The following is a 22,912-nucleotide window of genomic DNA, read 5'->3' on the forward strand; positions in this document are numbered from 1 at the left end:
CTGTAGTGGGCTCGAACCACTGACCCCTACCCTGTCAAGATTATCACGTGTTCGGTAGGTTTCAGTAAAATTCAGTAATGGCAATCGTTTAGTGTGTTCGCACGAACATTTATTCTGTATGTTTCAGTAGGATTTTGTAGCGCTTTTCGTATCAAATTTCGTATCAGTTTTGGCCTACTGGTATCGTATCAAGATTTGTACCTTCAAGCCAGTTCCTGAACACGTTCTTACTAATATATATATCTCGTCCCGCGCGAGCAACATGGAAAGGTGCATCCCCCAAAAATTCATAAGTCTTCTTTTGACTCATTTTCATAATCTGTTCAATGTGCTTGGGCCGGAGTGTCATCGGATAATCAATCCAATTGATTTCTTTTTTTTCAGCTTCCATCCGTCGTTTCCTCCTCGACCAGTTTTTCCACGACAATCCTCAAATCCAAAGCCAGTTTGTAAAATGCTCTCCAGCGTATCTCGATATATTTCGGCGCGCTGATCGGCGGTTTGAATTCGAAGCTGTAAACCTTCTGGTCCGTAATGTAATCATGTTCCACCGTCATGTACCTTGCTTCTATTAAAAATCGTTCCATTCGCGGCATCCGCTTTACAGCACGTTCCACGCGCTCGCAATATTCCTGCCGGTACATCTCCTGATCGGCGTTATATATGGCAATACTGGCCGTTTGATCGCTCGTCTGATTTGTTGGTCCGTGAAACCGCTCGTTGTAACCGGCTGTTGTGCTTGCCTCGCGGGCCTCGAACGTCATGTACTTGTATATTCTGTATTTCTCCAACGCAGCCTCCACGGCAGCCTGCGTCCGTTTCCGATCAATCTCCGGTAAAAAACTTTGTTGACCCACCTTTGTATCACCTCAATGTAAGGATGGTTCCCCGACCGGAGCCGGGGAGTGAGACTTTATTTAGAACGGCAGATCGTCGTTAGTGACAGGCACTTTCTGACCGTCTTGAGTCGTTGCTATGATACTGGCAGCAGCGTCCTGTTCATCGAGCGGGATCTTTGCTTGGTTCGGATCGGATATTAAAATATTTCCCTCAGCATCGGTCTTCGGCCCCTGCTGCCCGCCCTGTTCCTCTCCCCCGCTTACGTCAGCAGTTTCAAGCGTAAGCTGCTCGACGTTCACCTCTTTTATTGCGAATGCAAGGCGCTTTACATCCTCGCTGACAGCCCCGTGACGGGTGATAACTGCGAAGAAGGCTTCAATATCAGGCGGCAGTGTCTTGAGCAGTGGACGGCCGTCGTCAGCTTCCAGAACGTCCTTGTTCTTGTCCTTCTTCACATCCAAGCCAAACAGTGCATGGTCCAGAACGTACCGCTTCTGCGGATCGGACATTTTGTTCCACATATCCGCATTAAGGTAGAGGATCAGGTCCTTGGCCATCTCCATTCGAACAGCTTCATTCAGGACAGTAACACCGCTAAACTTCGTTTTGCCCTTGGATTTCCATCCACCATGTTTCATCATGATCAGGAATTCATTTCTGGACAAATGTGGATGGTGTTTTTCGATCATGTCTTCCAAGAGTTCAAAAGTTTCTTCGGATGCTCTCGAAACAAATTTATCAGTTGCCATGGGTGGTTTCCCCTCTCAAATTGGATTTATTAGTTTAATAGAATTATGGCGTGGTTTACTGTGGATTCGGGTCCGCTTCCGTTCCTTCGGGGACCCATTCGACCAGCCCCTCAAAGATTTCTGGATCGATTCCGTACACCGTCGCGGCAGCAACAACCCCGTTTGCAAAATCCTCGCTTTTAGCGTTGATGTACATATTCCGGAGGTGGTCTTCAAGGCTCGGCTCGACCACTACCAGATCGGGATTGTACAGAAGGAGTGCCATTTGGTCGATGCTCAGGCTGTTGAGCGCGTCAACACTCCAGTACTTTTTCCCCAAGTTATCGGAATGCTCTTTCATGATCTGAGCCGCCGCCTTGTTTTTCAGTAGGTCTTTAACCCCTTCGAATTGCTCTTGTGTCACCATTGTTTGCATACTCCATTCCTCCCTTGATCATTTGTTAGGGCTCGTTTTTTCTACTGCGGCCATCTGCTTATACTCCATCCGGCTAACCAGGTCAGATGCCGCCTTCAACCATGGACTGTATTTTAAAAGCTTCTTAGGATCGTAACCCAACCACCCGTGGTGCTTGAGAAAATTGTCATACTGGATAGCAGCAAGACCCGGATTGTCCGAGTGCATCTCCTTGAGCTTGGCACGCATCGCCCGACGTTGTGCCTTTGCTCGCAATTGTGCTTTGGTCATGGATTAACCCCTCGCTTCCCCTGTTCCTCGCAGTGCTTGACCCAAAAGTCGCCCACCTGTTTTGCTGCAGCGGACATTAACCTTTCGCGCAATTCGTCCATGACCGTGAACGGGATGGGAACCTCGTGTTCTCTGATCGACCCGGCAACGTTCGCATTCCAACAATCGTAAACCTTAACGGGGTTGAATCCGTGCCTTGCTGTCGATCGCATTTCATGAACATACTTTTTAAGGAACAAATCCTGCATGTCGACATAGAATATCCATCGTTCCTGCTCTAACGGCTTGTGCTCCCACTTCTTTTTCACGATTTCAATGATCATCCGATTCACCTCTCGCCAGCACTTCGGCCACGTTGTATTGATCGTATACAGCAGCAAGGATCGTTGCTTGTTTCGGATACATATTAGGACACACCTTGCCGGAAACTCTTTAATTTAATGAAATAATCTTCTTTTTTTTGTACATAATAACTTTGGAGGTGAAGAAATGGAGAAATTAGAATTAACACTAGCTGATGATGTAAAATTTGTTGTAGAAGTGAAGAAATGTTCTAAAACAAATCGTGAGTATGTTTTGACTCACATGGTTAACCCAGAAGCACCATTAGACGAGTGTAAAACGTATTCACTCACATGTACTTATCCAGGCGGTGGTACAGAGACTGTTACTGCAAAATGTAAAACAGCGAATACAACAGGTGATTGCACAGTTCGTCCCCCAACGCTTACTTGTGATGATGGATCTTGTTAACTAACGCTAGACGGTGAAGGGTGAACGTATTCCACTCTTCACTGTACTTATATATTCATATTAGGCTGTACCACGGCTGTACGACGCTCTGCTATCTCAACGTTATGTGGACCCATTTCAATAATCGTGCATTCCCGGTTGTTCTCCATGGCAACCTTGAGCGTTGTTCCGGATCCACCGAACGGATCGAGTACATGCCCCCCCACCGGCGCGCCTGCCAAGATGCATGGCTCAATCAGCTTTTCGGGGAACGTGGCATAGTGCGCTTCCGGAAATGCTTGTGTGGCCACAGGCCAAACACTTCGCTTGTTTCGCATACCGCTGTATTCCACGTCTTCACGATCCGGGCGGTGCTGTTGGGGCTGTCCTGGCGGTGGCGACTCATTCACAGCTCGAGCAAATGAATTCGCTTTGCTTCGTCCTGTACGGTGAATCGTTCCGTGCGCCCCGGGCTCCGTATCCCATCCGGCTGGAACCTTGAAATTCCCTTTCGTTTTCCGCTTGCCACCCTCTTGGTTATCGAACGTTTCATTTCCCGTGTAGCTGCCGCCGCGGAATCCGTTGGCCCACTCGTCCTGGACTCCCGGCTCCTTGATAGCTTCTTTGTCGTAGTAATAGCGCTCTGACTTGCTCAGAAGGAACATATATTCATGGGCCTTTGTTGGCCGATCCCCTACACTCTCTGGCATCGGATTAGGCTTTGCCCAAATGTTATCCATTCGAAGATACCAGCCGTCCGCCTGCAGGGCGAATGCTACTCGCCAAGGTATTCCGATAAGATCCTTTGGTTTTAAATCGGCTGGTTGCTGGCGCGCTGGGCGATGTCGGTCTGAATCTCCTTGCTTGTTGGACAAATAGTGTTTACCGTGCCAACGTTCATTCAGCCCTTCGTCACGCTTGATTCCCGAACTGGCATAACTATCTCCGAAGTTGACCCAGGCCGTTCCATCAGGCCGCAGCACGCGCCATACCTCGCGGAATACCAAGACTATATGAGCCACAAACATTTCCGGCGTAGGCTCCAGTCCAAGGCACCCGGTCCATTCCGGTACCGTAATCGGTGGAAGCCCCGGCATTGGCGTGTATGTCGTCTCCGGCCAGTATGATGGCTCCAAGCCGTAGTCACGTAGGCCCCAATACGGCGGGCTGGTGACGCATGTATGGAACGACTCGGCCTCGAGATCCGGCATAACGTCGATGCAATTTCCTGTGATGATCATTTCTCTGCCCCTTCCCTACATACTGAATGCCAGTTGACCGGCTTCCTGCTCCGCATAACGTTCCAGTGTCAGGCTGTTCCCCGACCCTGTGCAAAGCTCTGGCAGATTCGCACGTACCAAAGCTTGAGCGAACGGCGGCGGTACGGCGTTCCCGCAGCGAGCAACCTGCGCGCTCTTAGAATATTTCTGGCCGTTTGCATCCTCAGCGATAACGTAATTGCTCGGGAATCCTTGAGCCGCGAATAACTCATGAGGCTCCAACATCCTCATGCCGATGTCTACGATCTGGTATTCAACGCCTTTTATCGTGACCAGCCCAAACCGATCCTTGGTAGTTACGGTGTGCAGCGGTTGGTCCAAAGTCTGGCCGTTGTCTGCGCTGCCGTAATACTTGAGTAGGAACGCCCTAACCTCTCCGAAGTGCAAGCCGCCTGCTGTGATCGTTTGAAGTGGATCGGTAATCGGCTGCCCTGTGTTGGTCCCGCGCATCTTGACCAGGTGACTGGTGACAAGCGCGTTATGATCGACGGTGGTAACGGTGTGGAGCGGTTCATCCAAACTCACTCCGGCCCCTGTGTAGTTACCGCCATAATGCTTCGCTAGGAATGCCGCTGTTAGAGCAAATTTATTTCCTCCGGCAGTCACGGTCCCGAGCGGCTTCTCCAAGTCCAAGACCCTGCGGCCTTCCGGATCTCCGTAACCCATTTGAATCAATGCCGGACTGATTAACATGTGCTGATTTCCTGTAGTCACTGTGCGTAACGGTTCGTCCGGCGGACTGCCGGGATGCCCTGAGGTGTTGACGCCAAGCACAGGGGTAACAAGCAGGTGTTCAGCTTTGGTCGTAATCGTCGTCAGCGGGTCAGTAGCCTTGTATTGCAGCCGATCCCCGGCATAGCCCGTCTGTCCGATACGTGCGATGTATGGGGTAACCAAGCCCCATCCGTTCTTGGCCGTGATCGTCTTCAACGGCTCTTTGACTGAATCGCAGTAATGATGATTTGAACCCGAGAAATTAACGCGCATTACGAACGGCTCCGGGTTGTCGATAACAAACTTTTGCATGCCGCGCGCTATCCGGCGCATAGTGTTCTCGGCCAGTGGCTTTTTCCGTTCAAAGATTGACGGGCACGGAATCGACCAATCAATGATCTCCGCTGCCGTCCGCCACGGTAGCCGCTTGCCCGCCTTAACCTCCGGGCTGTCCGACGCGCCGTGTGTTGGTTCGGGCCAGACGATCGGTTTGCCGTCACGCCGAGCCACCATGAACAGCCGCTTGCGGATCGTTGGCGCGCCGTAATCACATGCCCGAAGCTCCTTCCATTCAACCTTGTATCCCTGCCGCCGCAGGGCATTCACGAACGTTCGGAACGTCCGGCCCTTTTGCTTCTTGTCTGGATAACCATCCGCCGTAAGGGGGCCCCATGTCGTGAATTCTTCCACGTTTTCCAGCATGATGACTCGGGGCTGAACCGTTGCCGCCCAACGGACTGCAACCCATGCCAGACCGCGAATTTCCTTTGCTACGGGCTTTCCGCCTTTGGCCTTGCTGAAATGCTTGCAGTCAGGCGAGAACCAAGCCAGCCCCACCGAGCGTCCTTTGACCGCTTCGACCGGATTCACTTCCCAGACCGATTCGCAATAATGCTCAGTATCCGGGTGATTCGCTTCATGCATGGCAATAGCTGCCGGATCGTGATTTATTGCTATATCTACGCTGCGACCGGTTGCCAACTCTATTCCCGTACTGGCCCCGCCCCCGCCTGCGAAATTATCGACTATGATTTCCTGCATGCTTTATTCCGTCCTTTCCTGCGCCCCATTTGGCTTGAATATACTCCTGCCACTCTGCTATCCAGCGCGACAACTCGTATTTATATGCACTTGAAAGTAATTGGTACTCCTGAGCAAACACCTCTGACAGCGGCCTGCGGCTGTAATGCAGATATGGAATACTCCGCATGATCTTGGTCCCTGTCGCTTGAACCTCGCGCAGTTTGGTATCAAACCAGCAAGCCTTAACAAAACTCCACGGCTCCGATTCGATGATCTCTTCCCAGTCCATGCCGATATTACGTTCTGCCGCGCAGTTGAACGGGCAAAGGTAACAGCGACTGCGGCGTGTCGGGAATCCGTTGACCTCCAGGTACTTGATGCTGTCCTCGGTCGTCTCGTTCGCCTCCACCAGCGGATAAGCCAGCCGAATGTAATCGTATTGTGGTGACTGGTACGTATTGATCCGGCGTATCTCGTCATAGCTGAATCCGATGTCGATGATGAAAGCCACGTTATTTGGAATCATCTGCTTTGGCCCGAGTCCATGCCGCTGTAAGACCATCTGCCGCGCCTTTTGCTTAACCGGAACAATTTTGAAATCCACCGTGCATTGCCTGGGCAGCATGCCGCCTGCCTTGATCTCGCCGTCCTCATTGACCGAATTGCAGTACACGGGCATCTGGAACCGTTGATAGTCCGTTAAGATGTAGCGCATCAACATCTCTTCCAATCCGCGCTCCATGCTGCTGTGGTGTGTGATCAGGAAGGGTGTTGTGTTTCCCACCTGCCGTTGCCTGTGTCGCCACCACCAGACTTGCTCGTGGATGAAATCCGGCTCGGCTCCGGTGTCCGAGAAAATGATGTAGTCATAATGGATCTCGCCCCGGAAGTGCATTTCCAGCAAGTGAGAGGACTGCGTCCCGCCGCCGAAAGAAAGGACATGGTATATCTGGTCCCGGCCCTCTTCCCGGAACTGCTGGATCAGCTCCGCTTTTGTTTTGAACACGCCGTCCAAGTATTTCTTGTGCTGCCGGTAGTCCTGCATATCGAACAGTGCAAGCTGCCTGGGCGCGGCCATTACAATAATCCTTCTGGATTCTCGCGCTGCAATTCAGCATTTGTTCCGCCACAATGCGGGCAGGCTGGTTCTTCGATTTCATCTCCAGGTATTTGCCGGATCGCGTAGCCAAGGCCACATTCGCATTCGTAAATGTCCCAATCCTCACTCAGCCCATATAGAGCGCTGCCCAACGTATGAAGATCTATGCCATTCAGTGCAGTATAGATAACCCAGCCACGCGGAGATTTTACATGCTGCTCAAGGACCCAAGCTCTGCTAACTCTCTCATCCTTGATAAGCTGAATCGTATCTGCCTGCTCTTTTGTGAGTATCATAATGCGCTCCTTCCTGGGGATGCTCCCCTAAACCGCCCGATCCTCTCTGATCGGCTTATCTCTGCCTTTCAAGAATGCTTCATAGGCCCAGTAGCCCTGAACATCCCCTTGGTAAGTGCTTTGCAAATTTTCCAAGCTATCTTTTATCGCTTGGCTACCCGTAAAGACATAGCATTTGGTTAGCGACTCTTTATCGTTGAAAGTGGCATGCACCAACTCTTCGCCAAGAAGCTCAGCAGCTTGTTGATAACCTCCATCCCACCACTGACCATGACAGTGAATGACTTCTCCGTTCTCTAGCGTTATATCGAACTTGTGACCTCCAAATGCTTCGAATCCTTGCATCCTTTGGTAGTAATAGCACTGAACAAACGTACAAGTGTCATCCAGCCCGATGATCAAATTCCCATGTTTGTAATACTTGTATTCGACTGGCTTATCCAGAACAAAAGCAATTCCATCGTTGAAAGTCACGATGTTTTCTACCTTATATGTCATGGGTTTTTCCTCCCTTAATAGCCGTTCGCCTGACGCTCGTGGTTGACTTTGTTCTTTTCGAGGTATGCTGCCTTGATCTGTTCAAGTGTGAATCCGAAACGCTGTTGCCCGAGAGCGAAGAAAATATTGAATGCCATTCGGAACGATGTGAGGGTTGAATATCGGCTGAAATCTATACCAATTGCGCCAGTGTGATAAATCAATCTGGATATTGCCTTTGTCGTGCTGCCTTCCAAGTAGTCGTCAATGATGGTGAGGTCCGTTTCACCCAAGTCGAGTTGCCGTGCGATGCTCAGGAAGAAGTGAAGGCAATCGACGTATTCCTCAAGCAGCAAGTTCCTGTAAGGCGCTCCCCATGCTGTTGCTGGCACCTTAACCCTCGGTTCTTGATCGTTGCTCCAATGCTTGAACCCGCGCCATTCGTTTGCCATTTCGCCCAATTCCACTTGCAAAGCCAGGATCGTGTTAGGGAGCAAGTCTTGCCCTCGCAGCCCCTTTTCCTCAATGATCCGCGCATCCAACATCTTCTGCATTTCGAACAATTTAGCGATGTTCATAGCGTTTCAGCCTCCGTATTAATTAGAATGAGTACACACGTTCTGTATTTTGGGCGCAACTGCCCGCCGCAGGACCCCACGGCCCCGGGTGTTATGCTTTATTTAAGATTGCTTCTGTCACTTCAATTTGATAAGGCTGGGTGTCCAGTAGAGGCATGTATTCGCGCATCCGATAGAGGTTGACAGCAGACCTTGCAATGATGTAAGCGTCCGTCACGTTATCGCTCTTATGGGAGTAACCGAACATTTCCTTAGCCGCATCAGCCACCGCTTTTTTCTTTTCCGTATCCTTCAACCTTCGCTTATTCCCGACCTCACCGGTCCAACCTGTTACGGAAACATATTTTTTAGTCCATATGGGGTTTATTTCGTTGAACCCGAGATTTTTTCGATGAATCATGGTGCGCAGCCCGCCGTGGATCATCCCTGTTGTTACGCCTTTCTGGGTTCCCATCGCTGGCTGCTCGATCATTATTTCGTCGCCTGGTATGAGCAGTCCAAACAGCTGATTTTCCAGTGAAACAAGTTGCTCCACGGAAATTCCACCTTTAACCGCTGGACCCTTGCCTTTAAGCTCAACCTGCTCAAGCACATTACCATCAATGTCTAATGCGACGAATCCTGTTTTGGTGGCAGGGTCGATACCGACAAACCTCACACTGCTTCACCTTCTTCTGCTGAGATATATTTCTTGGCCCTACCTTTAATTCGCTCCAGCATTCTACTGACACTCATTTGTGTCACTCCGACTTGTTGACCGATTTCTGTTTGAGTCAACCCCTTTAATCGTAGAGCGAGAACTGCTTGCTGTTTTACATTCAAACTTTTAAAGAATTCCTGTGCATAGGCATCGGAGAAATCCTCTTCTTTTCCGATAATTTCATAATTGTCAGCATGGCCTTCGCCGTCATAGATGTTCATAATAAAGTCCAACGAGTAGGTGTCTTTTTCTCCAGACAGATAACTTAATGCCCTTTCAGCAGTTCTTTTGGTGCATCCAATGGACAAAGATATCTCTGTTGCATCGCGGCCCATTAGATCATTTTTCAAAATTTGTGTGGCGACTTCATATATCTGTTTTGGAGGTCTGATCAAAGGAACCTTATCCCTGATGTACTTTCGGATTTGGTTGATGATATAGGTATGGGCAACGGTCGAGAACTCTGTTTCTCTTGCAGGATCATACTTCTGATATGCGAGCAAGAAACCCACCCAACCTTCTTGAACCAGATCGTTTAGTTCAACTGGAAATCTCGATTTACGAAGCTGACCTTTGGCGATTTTGTATACCAATCCTACATTTTGTTCAACAAAATTATTTACGTCACCTAATGCAGGGTTATGCAATCCGGCATCCATATCTATCCTCCTTAATCATCCAGCCAGGATGATACTTTTGTTTGCTGTTTCTGCGGCTCTGGCGGCCTTTCTGGGGCATGTTTTGGTTTGCCTTGAGTATTTGTCTGGGGCTTGGGTTGAACCGCCTTAACTGGCTCTGAGAAGTCCTGATAATCCCATCCCGCAGCGTCATACTGTTCCTTCAAACTCGGATCGCGTTCCACGTCCCGGCCCCGGCTGTATAGCTTCATCAACTCTGCTGTCCGGTCGTATTTCCAATGCATTTTCCTGCGTTCCTCCGGGTCCATGTCTTTCAGCGGATCATCCAGCCGGGCAGCCATATCGAGCAGCGCAACCCGAGCACGTTCATACTCTTCGTCATTTTTTATAACTCGCCCGCTCACGTTCCCTCACCTGCTTTTGCAATTCGTATTTCTGGTCTGTGTCCAGATCGGTAAACCGCCCGTTTTTCCGATTGAAGAACATTTGAATCGTACCCGTTCCGATCTTCCGCCCTTTGGCGACAATCAATTCGATAATGCCAGCAAGCACGGTGTCCGGATAGTAATAGTCGTCCCGGTAAAGGAAGATAATTACGTCTGCATCAAATTCGATATTCCCGGATTCCCGCAGGTCGCTCATCATTGGACGTTTATCTTGACGGTCCTCGCATTTACGACCAACGGATGATATTGCGATGACCGACACATCAAAGGTTCGGGCAATCTTCTTGAGCTGCTTGGATACATAGTTCACCCGATCGGCCGTGCTATTGAATTTCTTCTCGCTTTCGATAAGCTGCAGGTAGTCAATATAGATGACCAGGTTCGGGAACTGCTTTTTCATTCGTTTCGTTTCGCGCCAGATATACTCGATTGTCATGCCCGGTGTATCGTCGATATACAAGGGTAAACTGTCGATAATGTCTCTGGCTGAACTGTACGAAGCCCAATCATTTTCCGACATGAGGCCGTTCCGAATCTTTTTGCTGTCAATGCCCCCAATGGAGCATATAAAGCGTTCCGACACATCCGCCGCAGCCATTTCTGCCGAGAATATGGCCGCTGTATATCCTGTCATCGCGACTGATGTTGCATCGTTTACGATGTATGCCGTCTTCCCGATACTGGGCCGCGCCGCGACGATCGTTACGTCCTGTTTTTGGTGCCCACCGGACATGTCGTTGTAATCTTTACTAGCAGCCTTTGCACCCGTGAGACCAGCACGCGTGCTGCGCTTTATTACCTCCTTATGGTGGTCCCCCAATGTGTCGGACATCTTCTTCATGCCGTTTTCTTCGCCGCTGCCCTGCTCTTCCTCAAGCTGTTCCATACGTTCCTTCATCGCCGATACATCGACGGTGCCCTCGTTCAGCGCTGTCGCCATCGTTTCAGCAGCTTTGCGTTGTATCGAGGCGGCGCGGACTGCACGCTGGTACTCTTCGAAATTGGAACCTACAGCCGATTCTCGCAGCTGCATCAGGTAGGTGATTCCACCAATTTTCGTGATGTCGTTACCCCAGTGCGTCGCCATTACAACCAGGTCAAAAGGATCAGGTTTATCGTTGAACTGCTCATAAGCATATTGCAAGGTGGTCATGATGGTTTTATGCCGGCTATCCGCTCCAAAATCGTCTGGCCGGAGATAACATTCATCCATCAAACTAGATTGCTTGAGCAGCATTCCAAGCGTGGCTCGTTCTGCCTCAATGCTCATTCGTGTTCACCTTCCGTTCCCTCGCCGATCGTTCGAACCGCTCTATTAAGTGTTCAGGCATCGGGATGGCCGTTTCGTTGTACTCTTCCAGCTCAAGGGTATATGCTTCTTCCTCAACACGTTGAAGTTGGTAGAATGATGGACGGTGCTGGTCGTCGCCCGTAATGTCCGCAATGGTAGGGGCAAACCTGCTGGTTCTGATGTGATGCCCAAGGCGCTCCTTCGCTACCTCGTAGTTCATGCCTTCCAGCATTTGATGCCATAGACGTGTTACCGGGACCGTGATTTCAAAGAATGGATAAGCCGTCTTGATTACCGCTAGGAAGCTGGCCGTTTCCGTTTGCTTCATGCGCTGCTCCCTCCTGATAGAATTGATTGAGGATATCGTTCTCTTCTTGTCGGCGCTGCTGCTTGTTCTTGCCTGGGTTGCGGGCTATGTCACGCTTGATCCAAACGCGCAGTGCTTTATTGTGGTCCTTCTTATGCTTGGATGGTTTCTGATTACCCTGCCATTCGTCCAGAGCTTCGATCATGTCATCCACGGTTTGTTTGCCAAAGTCACCGCACAGTTTTTCATATTGTTCAGGTGTTAGGAACACCGTATCTGCATATGCCTGTTTTCCCTCTGGAATTTGCATATCTATATCCTCTTTCTTTAATATTTTCTTTCTTTCTTTCTTGGGTGGAGAGTCCTCCCCCATTAATGGGGTATGATCATCCACCGCCACGGTGGGGAGTTCTCCACCAGTAACTTTTATTGTTTTCGGGGGAGGATTACCCCCCACATTCCATTGCTCATAATCTTTATTGAATGATATCGTTCGCGGCCGCGCCCCGTGTCCTTCCTTGATTACAAGCAACACTTGCCAATCAATCAGCCTTTGCATTTCGATCTTTACGCCTTTTAAATCAGCATCAACGGCGTTTGCTATGAACCCGGCTGACAGTTGGTGCGACTTACGTTTAAACCCATACGTATACCGCCAAACAGTGTCTATGATTGACCGCTGTATACCGTTGAACCGTCGCCGCGAAACTTGCTCAAGGATCTCGTTAGCAAGCCTTGTGTAACCATTCTCAGTTTGCGGACTGGCCATTTAACTCACCTGCTTATACGGTCTGTCGTTCTGCAATTTGGCTGTTCAGCCGATCTACCAGGCTTTGCATGTCGGATTCGCTGGCCTCGATATTCCGTTCCTTCCACCAGGAGAGTGCGATCCGGGCAATGCCTGTCGTTTCTTCCTTCTGCGGCTCGACTACGTACCCGTTGACCATGCCGTTAATGAGTTTCCAACCGTTTTCATCTGCATAATTCCGGATGACATATATCGCTTCCCTGAATGCTATATCGCATTGATAAGGCTTGGTCATCCACCGGATAACAGTGTCCCAATCGTCACCGTTACGTTTGAAAGCTTCCAGCGCATGCACTACCTCACCCGGCAATGCCGACATCTCGTTATGTGCGGTTGCTCTTTCGATCGTCCGAAGCAAAGCGACTCTATCTTCTTGGAGTTCGACAATCGTCTGGCCGTGCTTTGCCAGGTCTGCAAAAGATGCATCGCGCTGTGCCAATGCTTCATCCCGTTGGGCCACAATTTCGTCATACTGCTGCTGGGTGTACGTTCTTTCCGGTTTCAGTTCGACGGCGCATTTAAAAGGGATTTCCTTTCCCGAGTGCGGTCCTTCAACGATTTGGTACGGTGTTGAGTAATCGAATATTTTCATGCTGATCCGCCGCGCCTTATATGTCTCTCCCGGAACAAACCTTGTTTTGTCCTTGGCCTTGAATGGCGCCACGATCTTGATTTGAACTGTATTCATTTGCTGACCACCTCGATTTCATAATGTGTCCCTGCTATAAATCCACGTTTCCGCAATGCCGCTTCAACGGTCATTATGGCAAGAAAGGAATTGTTATTACTGCTGGATAAGTGCGTAAGATATATACGTTCACCCTGGCCCTTAATAAGCCGCTTGAGCGCTTCTGCTGTTTGCTGGTTGCTCAGGTGACCAAGGTCACTCAGTATGCGCGCCTGTACGCTATCGGGATAGCTGGAAGCCAGAACAAGGTCCGCGTCGTGATTGCTCTCGATGATGTATATCTGACCTTCCATGAGCGCAAGCATGTCGTCATCGACCTTTCCAGTGTCAAACACCACGCATGCGCGGCTGCCGTCGTCTGCTTCTATCGCGTATCCAACCGGTTCGTATGCGTCATGATGTGTTTTGAAGGGGTACACCCATATGTCGCCCAGGTCTATTGCTTCATATTTTCCGAATCTGGTTTCCGCCACCTTACGCAACTCGTCGTGTACGCCGGATATTCCGTTCCACTCCCCGGCCGTGGCCCAGACGTTCATCATGTACTTATTCGCCAGTGGCAACCCCTTGATATGGTCGCCGTGGGCATGCGTGATGAAGATGTCCGTTACCTGATCTGGCCGGATGCCGACCTCAAGCAGCCGCTTGGCGATTTTGGTTTTGGCAACGCCTGCGTCGATCAGGATCGTACGCCCCGCATAGGTCAGTGCTATGCAGTTGCCCCCGGAGCCTGATGCAATAATGTCGATTTTCATGAATTGCCCACCTCAGTCCACATACTTCACATCAGATTGGATTACACCGGGGTTATCTACAACTGCTTCCAATATTGACCGCATCACTCCAGCACAAGCCGTAAATCCTTGGTCTGTATATTTAATAAGTCTCCTCATTGTGGCAACTCCGTAAGTTAACTTATGAAGAGCTAACTTTTTTCTGGGGATATCCCACAACGTGTATTCTCCAAAATAGAAATCAGTGCCGTCATACGCGCATTGTGTAATTGTGAAATCGAAGGAATCAATGACGCTTTCGGGAGAAGTGTAGTAACCCATTCTAATAAGCTGGATGTATCGATCCTTACCATGAATCCGCTTGATGAATGTTTCTGCATACTCATTTGAGTTGATTTTCTTCGCGCCATCTTTCTCAATTTGCTTTTTAAAGCAATTGAACTGATCTACGTCTTGAAGAAGAAATCAAAATCTGAATCAATATCCATGCCAATCAACGTTCTTCGGATTGCACCACCACCAAGCCATGGTCCTTCTGGAGATAGAGCAGGAAGGTCATTTAAAACCTTCAATATTTCTACCTCTTCCGCATCAGTGAACCTTCCAAGAAACTCAAGTGCATTTTTCTTCATATGCTCCGCTCCCTTTTAATTCGTTCCCGCCATTCCTTCGAGTGCTTGCACCCCTGGGCAGGCTCTTCATAATGCCGCTTGCCAAGCATGAATGAAACAAACTTGTCAGTAGCCTTTTCGTAATACATGCCGTTCAACTTTGGCCGGGATGGAGCCGGAGGCGGCTCCGCTGGTTCGGCTCCTATGCTGAACAGATCGAGTTGCACGGGCTTCTCGTCTGGCACGGTCATTCGCCTCCAATCCTTCCTTGCACTGGTCGCATACGCGGCGTCCACGGTTGTATTGCTCCCTGCCTACCGTTATTTCGTGGCCGCATATTTCACAATCCGGACAGCGCCGATATATTTCGACCAAGGCGCTCATTATTCGGGCAGGCTGTCATGCTGCGCTTGGATTTGCAGGTCCATAACTTTGAGGTAAGCTTTGATTTCCTGAACAGTTGGTTCGCCGTTCTTCGCCTGGCAGTATTGGCCCATGTGTGCGGCCATAGCATCTTTATCTGTTATCCCGAGCAGCTTATATTTTTGTTTCATTTCAGCTTTCATCTGCTTGATTTCATCAACCGGGGCTTCTTCGTTCCCTTCAACAGAATCAGGTTGTTGAATGGTCTGAACCGGTGGAGCTTCCGGGGTTACATCACGTCTTGTATATGGATTGTGCTCACTTGGTGCCGCCGGGGCTTCGTCTTCTGAAACCTCAATCCCGTACTGGCGCTTGAATGCACGCTTAATGGCGTGTTTAACGATCATGTCGTCGAAGTAGTCCTTCCACATCTGACCGTTGCGCCCCTTAATCAGATGTTCCACCTGATCCTTACGAACAATGACCAGAATGTTCGGTGCGTCCTCACGATAGGCGATGCAGTAGGCTCCGATCGTCTCACCTGGGTTCATCACATCCGGTTCATGTTCAACCTCACCCGTGTGAATCTTGGCTTTGAAATGATCATTAGCTCGGATTTCGGAAGCAATGAATCCTTTATATTGCGGGTGCTTCTTTGCCAGAGCGACAATCCCCTCGACAGCAATTTGCATGCTCATAGTCGGGCCGTCCTTGCCGTTGTAAACGATGCAGAAGATTTGATTGAGGAACGGGTCCAAACCTGTACGGACGCACGTTTGCACGAATAAAGCGAACTGCTCATTACTGGTACCTTTGGCGATGGTCGACTTCAAAGTATCCAAGTGTTTTTGCGTGTAGTTGCCTACAACCACCTCTTCATTGATCGCTTGCAGTTGATTATTTGAATTTGTCATGGGCTTGTAGCCTCCTATGATTGAATGATTTTGTTGTTAACGAATTGCGTTATCTGTTTCAATGCGTAATTCCTGACCTTCGACCACTCGGCCCGTAATCAGTTGGTCGTATACTGCAACCCGGCCTGTGTAGCTCTCGATGTTGTCGATAAAGGTTGGAACGATTAATTCTGATTGCTTGAACAACACTTCTGTCAGCTCAAGACCCGCTTCAATGCGTTCGCCAGTGGACAATGCTAGGTAATCCTTGCCGTCCATTTGGATGCTGAAATCCGGCTCGTATGAACCGCTGGACTTCACATATTTGAAAAGACGGATCGAAAGTCTGGTAAACAGCGATTGCACCTTGCTGGCTTGCAATTCGGCTTCTTTGGCGCGATACGCTTTGATTGCATCCAAGATGAAGACCGATTCTTTCAGGCTTGCAAGGGTGTCTGCCTCGGCCTGCTTCGCATCCTCAACCTCGGCAGCAAGGCTGCTCCGGCGCTTCTCCGCTGCCAGTAAGTCCTCCAATGCATCCCGCTGGCTCTCTGCTTCTCTCAGCAGCCTCCATTGCTCTACCAGATCAACAGGTTGAATCTCAGCCGCCTTTGCCTCCAACTCATTCCGTTCCTTGACCAACTGTTCATGCTCTGCGCGCAGGAGCTTCTTCTTGTTCTCTTTAGCGTCAGTCACGGCCTTAACGGAATCATCATCAAGCAGTCGATTACAGGTCGGGCATGTATCCTCAATAGGTTCGTTGTATGCTTCCATGTAACGATCCTTGGCAGCAGCTACCCGGGCTTTAGCCGACTCTATTTGTAGTTTCAAGTCACTCAGTTTCTGATTGGTACCCTCAGCCGCATCGATCGGTTCATAGAGGGTTTTGATTTGCTCTAGCAACTCGGCTGAATCCAAGCGTATTTCTTCCGCATCCCGATCCAGTTGAGGCAAGCGATCAAGTTGTTCCTTTAGCGTCTTCGTCCGGCTCTGAGCAGCGATGTGTTCCTTCTCCAGCTTCGATTTCTTACCTCCGGTGCCGCCGTGAATCTTCTGCAAGTCATCAAGCGTGTGTTTCTTCATCAGCTCATCCAGCTTGACGGCAGCAGGGTTAAGCGTGATTTCCTTCGGATTCTGTTCTGGATCAGTGCGGCTCATTTCCTGAAAGACTTCTTTCTTAGCAGGCGGCGTAGTGTACTTCATAATCTGTTCCCGTTGTTTGGTCCAATGACGGCCGAAGAAGTAAACGGGATTGTAAAAGGACAGGAATTCATCCTTATCGAACAGTTCAGCTACCGCGGCCTCAAACTCTTTCGCCTTGGCTGGAACATCGTTGATATAAAATGAGTTGGTGCCCTTTTCACTGATTTCCCGAGCAAACTTGATAGGCATTCCGTCGACTTGTAGGATCGTGGAAGCGAACACCCGGTCAAATTCATAGTTGGTAGGCGATGGATTGTATTTGTTGCCGAATAGATCAGTTCCGTACAGGGTCCATACCGGAGTCGTGCCGATGGACGTTTTGCCTTGGCCGTTCTTCCCGGAAATCCGGGTTATATCCCCGTACTCTACTTTTTGATGCCGTAGCCCTGCGAAATTGATAACTTCTGTTTCGATCAGGCGCACATGGTTTGCCACTTGCTTTCCTCGCTTCCTGTGATATGATGATTGCGAATAGTTTTCTTATGGACCGCTCTCTAATGGGCGGCTTTTTTTGTTTGTTTTGGCCCCTCGACTTTCTCCATTTCCCACGGATCAAGTGTCCTGACCGGTATTGCAATCGTGGTATTGACTGCATCCAGCATGCATAGCAGGCAATGCGGCTGCGATGTCTCGTAAACTGCGTGTGTCGCTACTCGTTGGCCGCATCCACACATAACGATCATTTCTTACCTTCACCCCCTCTCAAGCTGCGGCGGATTCGGTTGTATTTCATTTGGTGCGCCTCGCTAGGGAAAGCAAATTTGGGATATTTCAGATCAAGATACTGTCCACCGGCTTCCGCTAAGGCTCTGAGGTCATTCGGGTCATCGCTTGCCTTGATTCGGATAGATAAGTGCATTGGCTTCGATTCAATCATGCTGATCACCAGTGACCATTCAGGCGGCGGCGGTACTTATCCCGCTGGCCCCGAGCATGCAGCGCAATCAACATGCGGCCTTGCTGGAGCATCCGGCGTTCGAATCCTTCGAAAAACTCGCACAATTCGTCCAAGCGTTGTTCACTCATACATGGACCTCCTTTCTGTGTGGCACCGAGATGAGCCCGAGGCTTATCTTGAGCGCTTGCTCCATCCGTTCCATTTCCTTCGGGAACAAGTGAGATTTCTTCTTTATCAACCTTCGTTTGTCCACTGTCCGGATCTGTTCGAACATGACCACTGAATCTTTCGGCAGCCCATTCGACCGTTCGATTTGGACATGTGTTGGTAAGTCTCTCTTGTTGCCGTCTGTTATAGCAGCGACGATCACCGTTGGTGAATACGTGTTACCCACATCATTTTGAATTACCAGTGCTGGACGAACTCCCTTCTGCTCACTGCCCACAACCTCGCCAAAATCGACCATGTAGATGTCACCGCGTTTGATTTGGTTCATGTACACTGCACCTCCAGTTCTTCCAAGCGCTCGCAGACATGTTGTACAAGGTCCATCTGATCGAGCATTTGTCCGGTAAAGGCGATTTCTTTCAGTCCGTCTATCTCGTAAACAAGTTCATAATTTTGTTTGAGTAGCGGGAGAATCAAAGCCAGTTCAGGCTGACCGACTATCAAGTTTCCGTTTTTGTCGGTGATCATTTGAACGATTTTTGCCAACTCCCGGTGAACATTGTGGACCATGACTGCCATGTCCCTATCCCCTTTCGGATCAATTAGTTATCTTTCGTATTTCAGCATTACGTTGACAACTTCGTTGACAATTTCTTCTGCTAAAGCAGCCTCTTCTTCTGTCATAACAAGAATGGTTTTGATACCCAAAGTAGCTCTGACTATAGTCGATAGAATTATTTTGACTTGATGCCTTAAAGGATGATCTTCAAGGTTGAGTCGGTTGACAGCCCGTTTTCTAATTCCGTTCCAAAAGGCTCCCTTTCCGGAGATCTCTTCCTCAATCCCGGGATCGTCATCCTCGCCCAATTCCAAACCGTTAAGCAAGTTGCGGAGAGCGATTATCGCTTTTCTGTCTGAGAGGCTGAAAGACTTTGCAGGAAATGTAAACCCTTGTTCTAAATCCTGTTGTTCTTCTTGTAATAGAGTCAGGATGCTTGAATCTCCGCGTTGTACAATTGTTGCAACCTGCCAATCGTTCAAAATCTCTGCAGTGCGATGCATATAACCACCTACTTTCATCTAAATAAGTAACATTTCTATTGACTGACATACGGTTTTACCGTATACTTTCTCTAGTATCAATTCTCTAAATCAGAGAATTTATTCTCAAAAAAATATGCCGGATCAACCGAAAGACCTTTTCTGCAAATCTTCTCAAGATCATCTGCTGTTAACCTACACTTACCGTTAATGATCTTGTAAAACTTCTTATCACCAATACCAGATCGTTCAGCAACAATTCTGAATACATAACCCTTAGACTTGATGTAACTTTGCAATCTAACATGGACAGGAACCTCAAAGCTTTCAGTATCATTCAAGTTAGCGATAGTCTCTGCTGGATTCACGGTTGACCTCCTTTCTCCGTTTTGGGGTTCTCAATTCTCTGTATCAGAGAAATTTCGTATCCCCAATATAATTCTTCGATTCGGAGAAGTCAACGTTTTTTTTAAAAAAGTATTTGAAACGGAGAATAATTTTTCTCAGCTTGGACATTATGCTAATATCCATAAAGGAGAGGTGAACTCAAAAATGGCTGCAATTTACGCGGAAAGATTGAGAAAGATACGAAAAGACTTGAGACTCACTCAACTTCAAGTATCGCAACACACAGGAATAAATAATAAGACGTTGAGTGGTTATGAGGCCGGAAGAAACAAACCAGACTACGAGACTTTAAAGACCCTTTGTGATTTCTATGATGTTACAATGGACTGGGTTTTAGGGCACACAAATAATCCCCACAGCCAGTTAAGCGAAGCTGAAAGGGATATGGTCGAGAAAGTGGATCTGGACGATGATTCATTCATCAATGGGGATTTTAAATTTGCGGGACGTGAATTGACGGTAGAGGAAAAAAGAGAGTTACAAGCTATGGCTCGTCTGTTTCTGAATCGGAAGAAAGGGAACTAAGAAACTTCTTAATGAGTTCTTGGTTTTCTGGCGTATCTTCTGCAATTGCTTTTAGGAAATGCTCGACATCAATGCTATTCATAAGGCATTACCCCCGGTATGTAGTATTTTAAATTATATACGAACGACTGTTCCTATGGAAGACTTAAAACTTAATATGGAGGCATACATAATATGGCGCTTACCTTCGGGAAGTGCCTGTTGCGTGATGTCCGCATCAAAGCTGGTTACACTCAGGAAGAGCTTTCTGAGGCCCTGCTTGAAGACTGCGGATTGAAGGTTTCCACCACCCTTTTGTCGCTCTACGAGAACGATAAGAGAACCATGCCTGCCCTCACTATGAGAGGGATCTGCATTATTCTCGGATGTTCAGAGACTGACATTTATGAGTGGCCACTATAGCGCATCAGGCCGGAGCAATCACTGCTCCACCGGAGGTATTTCTTTACCCCTGTGTAAAGTTCGGAAACATCAACAGGAAATCTTGTTCCTATTTCCCATTTTGCCCCATATCACAAGATTTGTAAATTAGAATTGGTCAGATGAGCTAGTTCCAAAATTCGACAAGATGATACATATGATTCATATTGAACTATTTTTTAAAAGCAAAAAGAGGGGCCCCCGCGCTATGACGGAGGCCCCTCTTTTCATTGGTATCTGGGTACGAGTTTCCCATCATTCAACGGAAACTCCTTAATAAATCTGTTGTATTTGCTTTCGGACATCGTGCATTTAAATTCGCCAATCCTTCGGAATCTTTCGAAATATGCAACGTATCGTAATGTGTCGATTCGGCAAATTCTTTCGACATTCACGGAGTTATTTCTGTCAACATCTCGGAAGACAGCGCCGCTTGTATTAAAAACATGGGTCCAATATTCTTTAGAACCTGCGCTGTAGTACGTTCCTTTTTCTGTGTAGAAAGCGACCTTGTTATACTTGCGCACATAGGAAAGATATAGTATGTCGTTGATCGGCACCAGCACAAGACCTGTGTCTCCATGCGGATCAATCGTAAGTGTTACTTGTTCCATATATGTGATCCTCCATTTTATTTTTTCAGAAGGCGTTTGGACGGCTTCGGATTGTTAACGAAAATCAAGCTTGCAGGCAGCACAGTAAGAGCAGCAATGGCACCCAGACTTGATGCAATCGCGGAATAAATAGCCACTTTAAACATGGTTGTCACCTCCCTTCGTGATGCACTCATTGGCTACGAGTGTCATGGCCTGTACAAAAAAAGCAATAGCAGCCCAAGACGATCCGAACCAAAGGTTTGATGCAACGATCAGGAATGATATGACAGTGAGTAGCGGGTAAAATCGTTCTGGTATGCGCGTCTGGTGCTCGATACCGGACGGAGCATAATGGAGCACGATAACCATACTGATCAGCGTGAGTACCATGGTCCATGTCGAATTGATGCTTACCATACTTAACGCCGTCGCTGCGCCAGAAGTTACAAGGGCACATCCAATACTTGATTCGAGATGTAGGCCGCCCGAGACAAGCCGGAGCAACGCAAAGCATTTGAGCAGCATAATGACCTCTGATCCCCGGCCAGTAAACATCGCTCCGATAATCGTAAACAGTACGACAGCAGCCGTATTCAAGATGACGATCAGCGTGTGCCGCATGTCATCCTCGTGAACCGGATGGTTTGGCACCACTGACTTGATATGTCGGGCTATTCGGCCCGCCGCATTCTCAATCACTCATGTCCTCCCTCTCTTTACGCACTGCGTAGTATAAAAAAAGTACTGATGATGCCCCGAAGAATAGAATGTTAGCCCAAGATTCTTGGATATACATCGTGATCGCCAACAGTACAAATGCAACCAAGATGACGGACACAACCATGATCTTCTCCCAACGGAATCTCAACAAGTCATAGTCCGCGGTAAAGCCAAATCCGAACCGGTACAGTCCATACGATAGAACCAGGAACAGAATGCTTGTCACGAGCTGTAGGAGTTCCCCTCCAACTACGTTAAACAATATGGCCTGTACAATGCCGTAAAGAAAAAATCCAGTACAAGATATGATTGCCGACCAAATTAGCGGCAGCCGCACGATCGTTGCCAAGAAAAGCACGTAGCATAACAGGTTAATGACTGTAGCCAGGTAACCAAGCTCTAGCCCCCGGAGAAAGTGGCTTTGCAGGCCCATCAGGATCGATACAACCACCGTTTGCCAGATAAAGTCCATCGGGTTTTCTCTGAATATTGCCATCATGAATACGAATACTGCTAATACCTCAAGCGTTGAAAACAACAGAAACGTGACCAATTCCATCCGACTGTCCCCTTTTCTAATCCGGCTTGTCTTTGTTTCTCCAATCTGCCATGCGCTCTTGGTACTCATCGATGGATGGTTTGTACCAAAAAGGCCGGCTGCCTACCATAACATCAGGCTCGGGAAACATTTTGTTTTTGCGGACATGGTGCATATTCTTGGGGTCTACGCCTATCTGGTCGGCCACTTCCTTGCTGCCGAGCAGCGGCGGATACTTCTTCCCGCGAATGATCTGCCTTGCGTCCTCCAGCTCATCTACCAATGCTGCGATCTGTTCGCCGACCTCTCCTCCTAACTGGTTGGCCATCTCGCGGTATTGATTCAAGGTCAATGTTCATCCCTCCATAATTTACCGTTTCACTGCTGATATAAATATACGGTAAAGCCGTATGTTTTTCAATGGTCAATTTGTTGTTTCGTGA

Annotated in this window: 36 protein-coding genes; 2 read left to right on the forward strand and 34 right to left on the reverse strand. The window is 48.6% G+C overall.

What is annotated here, in order from left to right:
* Positions 1–163: 163 nt before the first annotated feature.
* From MKY59_RS20750 to MKY59_RS20775, 6 genes are read right to left on the reverse strand one after another with little or no spacing between them, the layout of a single operon-like run.
* On the reverse strand, positions 164–391 hold the full coding sequence (locus MKY59_RS20750) for a DNA-binding protein (RefSeq protein ID WP_339273523.1): 228 nt from the start codon (positions 389–391) through the stop codon (positions 164–166).
* The gene (locus tag MKY59_RS20755; protein WP_339273524.1) at positions 381–857 is read right to left on the reverse strand and encodes an ArpU family phage packaging/lysis transcriptional regulator; all 477 of its coding nucleotides are present in this window, start codon (positions 855–857) and stop codon (positions 381–383) included. The genes MKY59_RS20750 and MKY59_RS20755 overlap by 11 nt, the downstream gene beginning before the upstream one ends.
* A gap of 60 nt (positions 858–917) precedes the next feature.
* The gene (locus MKY59_RS20760) at positions 918–1,589 is read right to left on the reverse strand and encodes a putative metallopeptidase (protein WP_339273526.1); all 672 of its coding nucleotides are present in this window, start codon (positions 1,587–1,589) and stop codon (positions 918–920) included.
* 55 nt (positions 1,590–1,644) lie between these two features.
* Positions 1,645–2,004, reverse strand: a complete 360-nt coding sequence (locus tag MKY59_RS20765; protein ID WP_339273528.1) for a hypothetical protein — start codon at positions 2,002–2,004, stop codon at positions 1,645–1,647.
* Positions 2,005–2,022: 18 nt separating this feature from the next.
* Positions 2,023–2,274, reverse strand: coding sequence for a hypothetical protein (locus MKY59_RS20770; protein WP_339273530.1), 252 nt, complete (start codon positions 2,272–2,274; stop codon positions 2,023–2,025).
* Positions 2,271–2,597: a hypothetical protein gene (locus MKY59_RS20775; RefSeq protein ID WP_339273532.1), complete on the reverse strand. Its 327-nt coding sequence runs from the start codon at positions 2,595–2,597 to the stop codon at positions 2,271–2,273. The genes MKY59_RS20770 and MKY59_RS20775 overlap by 4 nt, the downstream gene beginning before the upstream one ends.
* A 166-nt stretch (positions 2,598–2,763) precedes the next feature.
* On the opposite strand from MKY59_RS20775, the gene MKY59_RS20780 reads away from it, so the two are divergent.
* A complete protein-coding gene (locus tag MKY59_RS20780; RefSeq protein ID WP_339273534.1) occupies positions 2,764–3,027 on the forward strand; it encodes a hypothetical protein in 264 nt (87 codons plus the stop codon).
* Between the two features lie 47 nt (positions 3,028–3,074).
* Here the strand turns inward: MKY59_RS20780 and MKY59_RS20785 are convergent, their stop codons facing one another.
* From MKY59_RS20785 to MKY59_RS20895, 23 genes are all read right to left on the reverse strand, one after another.
* Positions 3,075–4,247, reverse strand: a complete 1,173-nt coding sequence (locus MKY59_RS20785; protein WP_339273536.1) for a site-specific DNA-methyltransferase — start codon at positions 4,245–4,247, stop codon at positions 3,075–3,077.
* A gap of 15 nt (positions 4,248–4,262) precedes the next feature.
* Positions 4,263–6,041, reverse strand: a complete 1,779-nt coding sequence (locus MKY59_RS20790) for a DNA cytosine methyltransferase (protein WP_339273538.1) — start codon at positions 6,039–6,041, stop codon at positions 4,263–4,265.
* Complete coding sequence (locus tag MKY59_RS20795) at positions 6,019–7,101, reverse strand: hypothetical protein (RefSeq protein ID WP_339273540.1); 1,083 nt, start codon at positions 7,099–7,101, stop codon at positions 6,019–6,021. The genes MKY59_RS20790 and MKY59_RS20795 overlap by 23 nt, the downstream gene beginning before the upstream one ends.
* Positions 7,101–7,418, reverse strand: coding sequence for a hypothetical protein (locus MKY59_RS20800; RefSeq protein WP_339273542.1), 318 nt, complete (start codon positions 7,416–7,418; stop codon positions 7,101–7,103). Before MKY59_RS20800 ends, MKY59_RS20795 begins: the two co-directional genes overlap by 1 nt.
* Before the next feature lie 27 nt (positions 7,419–7,445).
* Positions 7,446–7,916, reverse strand: coding sequence for a hypothetical protein (locus MKY59_RS20805; RefSeq protein ID WP_339273544.1), 471 nt, complete (start codon positions 7,914–7,916; stop codon positions 7,446–7,448).
* Between the two features lie 14 nt (positions 7,917–7,930).
* Positions 7,931–8,473 (reverse strand): dUTP diphosphatase, encoded by a 543-nt coding sequence (locus tag MKY59_RS20810; protein WP_339273546.1) that lies wholly within the window; start codon positions 8,471–8,473, stop codon positions 7,931–7,933.
* A gap of 91 nt (positions 8,474–8,564) precedes the next feature.
* A complete protein-coding gene (locus MKY59_RS20815; protein WP_339273548.1) occupies positions 8,565–9,131 on the reverse strand; it encodes a hypothetical protein in 567 nt (188 codons plus the stop codon).
* Positions 9,128–9,832, reverse strand: coding sequence for a sigma-70 family RNA polymerase sigma factor (locus tag MKY59_RS20820; RefSeq protein ID WP_339273550.1), 705 nt, complete (start codon positions 9,830–9,832; stop codon positions 9,128–9,130). Before MKY59_RS20820 ends, MKY59_RS20815 begins: the two co-directional genes overlap by 4 nt.
* 11 nt (positions 9,833–9,843) lie before the next feature.
* Positions 9,844–10,215, reverse strand: a complete 372-nt coding sequence (locus MKY59_RS20825) for a hypothetical protein (RefSeq protein ID WP_339273552.1) — start codon at positions 10,213–10,215, stop codon at positions 9,844–9,846.
* Positions 10,190–11,527 carry a DnaB-like helicase C-terminal domain-containing protein gene (locus MKY59_RS20830; RefSeq protein WP_339273554.1) on the reverse strand — a complete coding sequence of 446 codons (1,338 nt, stop codon included), beginning with the start codon at positions 11,525–11,527 and terminating at the stop codon, positions 10,190–10,192. Before MKY59_RS20830 ends, MKY59_RS20825 begins: the two co-directional genes overlap by 26 nt.
* Entirely contained in the window at positions 11,517–11,876 is a 360-nt protein-coding gene (locus MKY59_RS20835) for a replicative helicase loader/inhibitor (RefSeq protein ID WP_339273556.1), read from the reverse strand. The genes MKY59_RS20830 and MKY59_RS20835 overlap by 11 nt, the downstream gene beginning before the upstream one ends.
* Positions 11,815–12,624, reverse strand: coding sequence for a replication protein (locus tag MKY59_RS20840; RefSeq protein ID WP_339273558.1), 810 nt, complete (start codon positions 12,622–12,624; stop codon positions 11,815–11,817). Before MKY59_RS20840 ends, MKY59_RS20835 begins: the two co-directional genes overlap by 62 nt.
* A gap of 13 nt (positions 12,625–12,637) precedes the next feature.
* Positions 12,638–13,351 carry a hypothetical protein gene (locus tag MKY59_RS20845; protein ID WP_339273560.1) on the reverse strand — a complete coding sequence of 238 codons (714 nt, stop codon included), beginning with the start codon at positions 13,349–13,351 and terminating at the stop codon, positions 12,638–12,640.
* Entirely contained in the window at positions 13,348–14,106 is a 759-nt protein-coding gene (locus tag MKY59_RS20850; protein ID WP_339273562.1) for an MBL fold metallo-hydrolase, read from the reverse strand. The genes MKY59_RS20845 and MKY59_RS20850 overlap by 4 nt, the downstream gene beginning before the upstream one ends.
* 425 nt (positions 14,107–14,531) lie before the next feature.
* A complete protein-coding gene (locus tag MKY59_RS20855) occupies positions 14,532–14,717 on the reverse strand; it encodes a hypothetical protein (protein ID WP_339273564.1) in 186 nt (61 codons plus the stop codon).
* The gene (locus MKY59_RS20860; RefSeq protein ID WP_339273566.1) at positions 14,714–14,992 is read right to left on the reverse strand and encodes a hypothetical protein; all 279 of its coding nucleotides are present in this window, start codon (positions 14,990–14,992) and stop codon (positions 14,714–14,716) included. The genes MKY59_RS20855 and MKY59_RS20860 overlap by 4 nt, the downstream gene beginning before the upstream one ends.
* Positions 14,993–15,079: 87 nt before the next feature.
* Positions 15,080–15,973: a RecT family recombinase gene (locus tag MKY59_RS20865; RefSeq protein WP_339273568.1), complete on the reverse strand. Its 894-nt coding sequence runs from the start codon at positions 15,971–15,973 to the stop codon at positions 15,080–15,082.
* A 36-nt stretch (positions 15,974–16,009) separates the two neighbouring features.
* Positions 16,010–17,590, reverse strand: coding sequence for an ATPase (locus MKY59_RS20870; RefSeq protein WP_339273570.1), 1,581 nt, complete (start codon positions 17,588–17,590; stop codon positions 16,010–16,012).
* Positions 17,591–18,037: 447 nt separating this feature from the next.
* Complete coding sequence (locus MKY59_RS20875; RefSeq protein WP_339273572.1) at positions 18,038–18,181, reverse strand: hypothetical protein; 144 nt, start codon at positions 18,179–18,181, stop codon at positions 18,038–18,040.
* Positions 18,178–18,549, reverse strand: a complete 372-nt coding sequence (locus MKY59_RS20880) for a type II toxin-antitoxin system PemK/MazF family toxin (RefSeq protein WP_339273574.1) — start codon at positions 18,547–18,549, stop codon at positions 18,178–18,180. Before MKY59_RS20880 ends, MKY59_RS20875 begins: the two co-directional genes overlap by 4 nt.
* Positions 18,546–18,800, reverse strand: coding sequence for a hypothetical protein (locus MKY59_RS20885; RefSeq protein WP_339273576.1), 255 nt, complete (start codon positions 18,798–18,800; stop codon positions 18,546–18,548). The genes MKY59_RS20880 and MKY59_RS20885 overlap by 4 nt, the downstream gene beginning before the upstream one ends.
* A 27-nt stretch (positions 18,801–18,827) precedes the next feature.
* Positions 18,828–19,283, reverse strand: coding sequence for a hypothetical protein (locus MKY59_RS20890; RefSeq protein WP_339273579.1), 456 nt, complete (start codon positions 19,281–19,283; stop codon positions 18,828–18,830).
* Positions 19,284–19,360: 77 nt separating this feature from the next.
* Positions 19,361–19,630, reverse strand: a complete 270-nt coding sequence (locus tag MKY59_RS20895) for a helix-turn-helix transcriptional regulator (RefSeq protein WP_339273581.1) — start codon at positions 19,628–19,630, stop codon at positions 19,361–19,363.
* Between the two features lie 184 nt (positions 19,631–19,814).
* On the opposite strand from MKY59_RS20895, the gene MKY59_RS20900 reads away from it, so the two are divergent.
* Complete coding sequence (locus MKY59_RS20900) at positions 19,815–20,195, forward strand: helix-turn-helix transcriptional regulator (RefSeq protein ID WP_339273583.1); 381 nt, start codon at positions 19,815–19,817, stop codon at positions 20,193–20,195.
* A 647-nt stretch (positions 20,196–20,842) separates the two neighbouring features.
* On the opposite strand, the gene MKY59_RS20905 is transcribed toward MKY59_RS20900, so the two are convergent.
* From MKY59_RS20905 to MKY59_RS20925, 5 genes are read right to left on the reverse strand one after another with little or no spacing between them, the layout of a single operon-like run.
* Complete coding sequence (locus MKY59_RS20905; protein ID WP_339273585.1) at positions 20,843–21,229, reverse strand: LytTR family transcriptional regulator DNA-binding domain-containing protein; 387 nt, start codon at positions 21,227–21,229, stop codon at positions 20,843–20,845.
* A 17-nt stretch (positions 21,230–21,246) separates the two neighbouring features.
* Positions 21,247–21,375 (reverse strand): hypothetical protein, encoded by a 129-nt coding sequence (locus tag MKY59_RS20910; RefSeq protein ID WP_339273586.1) that lies wholly within the window; start codon positions 21,373–21,375, stop codon positions 21,247–21,249.
* Positions 21,368–21,910 (reverse strand): accessory gene regulator B family protein, encoded by a 543-nt coding sequence (locus MKY59_RS20915; RefSeq protein WP_339273588.1) that lies wholly within the window; start codon positions 21,908–21,910, stop codon positions 21,368–21,370. Before MKY59_RS20915 ends, MKY59_RS20910 begins: the two co-directional genes overlap by 8 nt.
* On the reverse strand, positions 21,903–22,490 hold the full coding sequence (locus MKY59_RS20920; RefSeq protein ID WP_339273590.1) for a hypothetical protein: 588 nt from the start codon (positions 22,488–22,490) through the stop codon (positions 21,903–21,905). Before MKY59_RS20920 ends, MKY59_RS20915 begins: the two co-directional genes overlap by 8 nt.
* Positions 22,491–22,506: 16 nt before the next feature.
* Positions 22,507–22,821 (reverse strand): hypothetical protein, encoded by a 315-nt coding sequence (locus tag MKY59_RS20925; protein WP_339273592.1) that lies wholly within the window; start codon positions 22,819–22,821, stop codon positions 22,507–22,509.
* Between the last annotated feature and the right edge of the window lie 91 nt (positions 22,822–22,912).

The sequence above is a fragment of the Paenibacillus sp. FSL W8-0426 genome, assembly GCF_037969725.1.
GTDB classification, from domain to species: Bacteria; Bacillota; Bacilli; order Paenibacillales; family Paenibacillaceae; genus Paenibacillus; species Paenibacillus hubeiensis.

Coding starts and splice junctions, on each gene's coding strand:
- MKY59_RS20780 (WP_339273534.1), top strand. CDS start 2,764: ATGGAGAAATTAGAATTAACACTAGCTGATGATGTAAAATTTGTTGTA.
- MKY59_RS20775 (WP_339273532.1), bottom strand. CDS start 2,597: ATGATCATTGAAATCGTGAAAAAGAAGTGGGAGCACAAGCCGTTAGAG.
- MKY59_RS20800 (WP_339273542.1), bottom strand. CDS start 7,418: ATGATACTCACAAAAGAGCAGGCAGATACGATTCAGCTTATCAAGGAT.
- MKY59_RS20910 (WP_339273586.1), bottom strand. CDS start 21,375: ATGTTTAAAGTGGCTATTTATTCCGCGATTGCATCAAGTCTGGGTGCC.
- MKY59_RS20760 (WP_339273526.1), bottom strand. CDS start 1,589: ATGGCAACTGATAAATTTGTTTCGAGAGCATCCGAAGAAACTTTTGAA.
- MKY59_RS20840 (WP_339273558.1), bottom strand. CDS start 12,624: ATGGCCAGTCCGCAAACTGAGAATGGTTACACAAGGCTTGCTAACGAG.
- MKY59_RS20875 (WP_339273572.1), bottom strand. CDS start 18,181: ATGAGTGAACAACGCTTGGACGAATTGTGCGAGTTTTTCGAAGGATTC.
- MKY59_RS20805 (WP_339273544.1), bottom strand. CDS start 7,916: ATGACATATAAGGTAGAAAACATCGTGACTTTCAACGATGGAATTGCT.
- MKY59_RS20900 (WP_339273583.1), top strand. CDS start 19,815: ATGGCTGCAATTTACGCGGAAAGATTGAGAAAGATACGAAAAGACTTG.
- MKY59_RS20750 (WP_339273523.1), bottom strand. CDS start 391: ATGGAAGCTGAAAAAAAAGAAATCAATTGGATTGATTATCCGATGACA.
- MKY59_RS20865 (WP_339273568.1), bottom strand. CDS start 15,973: ATGACAAATTCAAATAATCAACTGCAAGCGATCAATGAAGAGGTGGTT.
- MKY59_RS20795 (WP_339273540.1), bottom strand. CDS start 7,101: ATGGCCGCGCCCAGGCAGCTTGCACTGTTCGATATGCAGGACTACCGG.
- MKY59_RS20890 (WP_339273579.1), bottom strand. CDS start 19,283: ATGCATCGCACTGCAGAGATTTTGAACGATTGGCAGGTTGCAACAATT.
- MKY59_RS20850 (WP_339273562.1), bottom strand. CDS start 14,106: ATGAAAATCGACATTATTGCATCAGGCTCCGGGGGCAACTGCATAGCA.
- MKY59_RS20790 (WP_339273538.1), bottom strand. CDS start 6,041: ATGCAGGAAATCATAGTCGATAATTTCGCAGGCGGGGGCGGGGCCAGT.
- MKY59_RS20920 (WP_339273590.1), bottom strand. CDS start 22,490: ATGGAATTGGTCACGTTTCTGTTGTTTTCAACGCTTGAGGTATTAGCA.
- MKY59_RS20785 (WP_339273536.1), bottom strand. CDS start 4,247: ATGATCATCACAGGAAATTGCATCGACGTTATGCCGGATCTCGAGGCC.
- MKY59_RS20810 (WP_339273546.1), bottom strand. CDS start 8,473: ATGAACATCGCTAAATTGTTCGAAATGCAGAAGATGTTGGATGCGCGG.
- MKY59_RS20855 (WP_339273564.1), bottom strand. CDS start 14,717: ATGAAGAAAAATGCACTTGAGTTTCTTGGAAGGTTCACTGATGCGGAA.
- MKY59_RS20905 (WP_339273585.1), bottom strand. CDS start 21,229: ATGGAACAAGTAACACTTACGATTGATCCGCATGGAGACACAGGTCTT.
- MKY59_RS20885 (WP_339273576.1), bottom strand. CDS start 18,800: ATGGCAGTCATGGTCCACAATGTTCACCGGGAGTTGGCAAAAATCGTT.
- MKY59_RS20770 (WP_339273530.1), bottom strand. CDS start 2,274: ATGACCAAAGCACAATTGCGAGCAAAGGCACAACGTCGGGCGATGCGT.
- MKY59_RS20820 (WP_339273550.1), bottom strand. CDS start 9,832: ATGGATGCCGGATTGCATAACCCTGCATTAGGTGACGTAAATAATTTT.
- MKY59_RS20765 (WP_339273528.1), bottom strand. CDS start 2,004: ATGCAAACAATGGTGACACAAGAGCAATTCGAAGGGGTTAAAGACCTA.
- MKY59_RS20845 (WP_339273560.1), bottom strand. CDS start 13,351: ATGAATACAGTTCAAATCAAGATCGTGGCGCCATTCAAGGCCAAGGAC.
- MKY59_RS20830 (WP_339273554.1), bottom strand. CDS start 11,527: ATGAGCATTGAGGCAGAACGAGCCACGCTTGGAATGCTGCTCAAGCAA.
- MKY59_RS20835 (WP_339273556.1), bottom strand. CDS start 11,876: ATGAAGCAAACGGAAACGGCCAGCTTCCTAGCGGTAATCAAGACGGCT.
- MKY59_RS20880 (WP_339273574.1), bottom strand. CDS start 18,549: ATGAACCAAATCAAACGCGGTGACATCTACATGGTCGATTTTGGCGAG.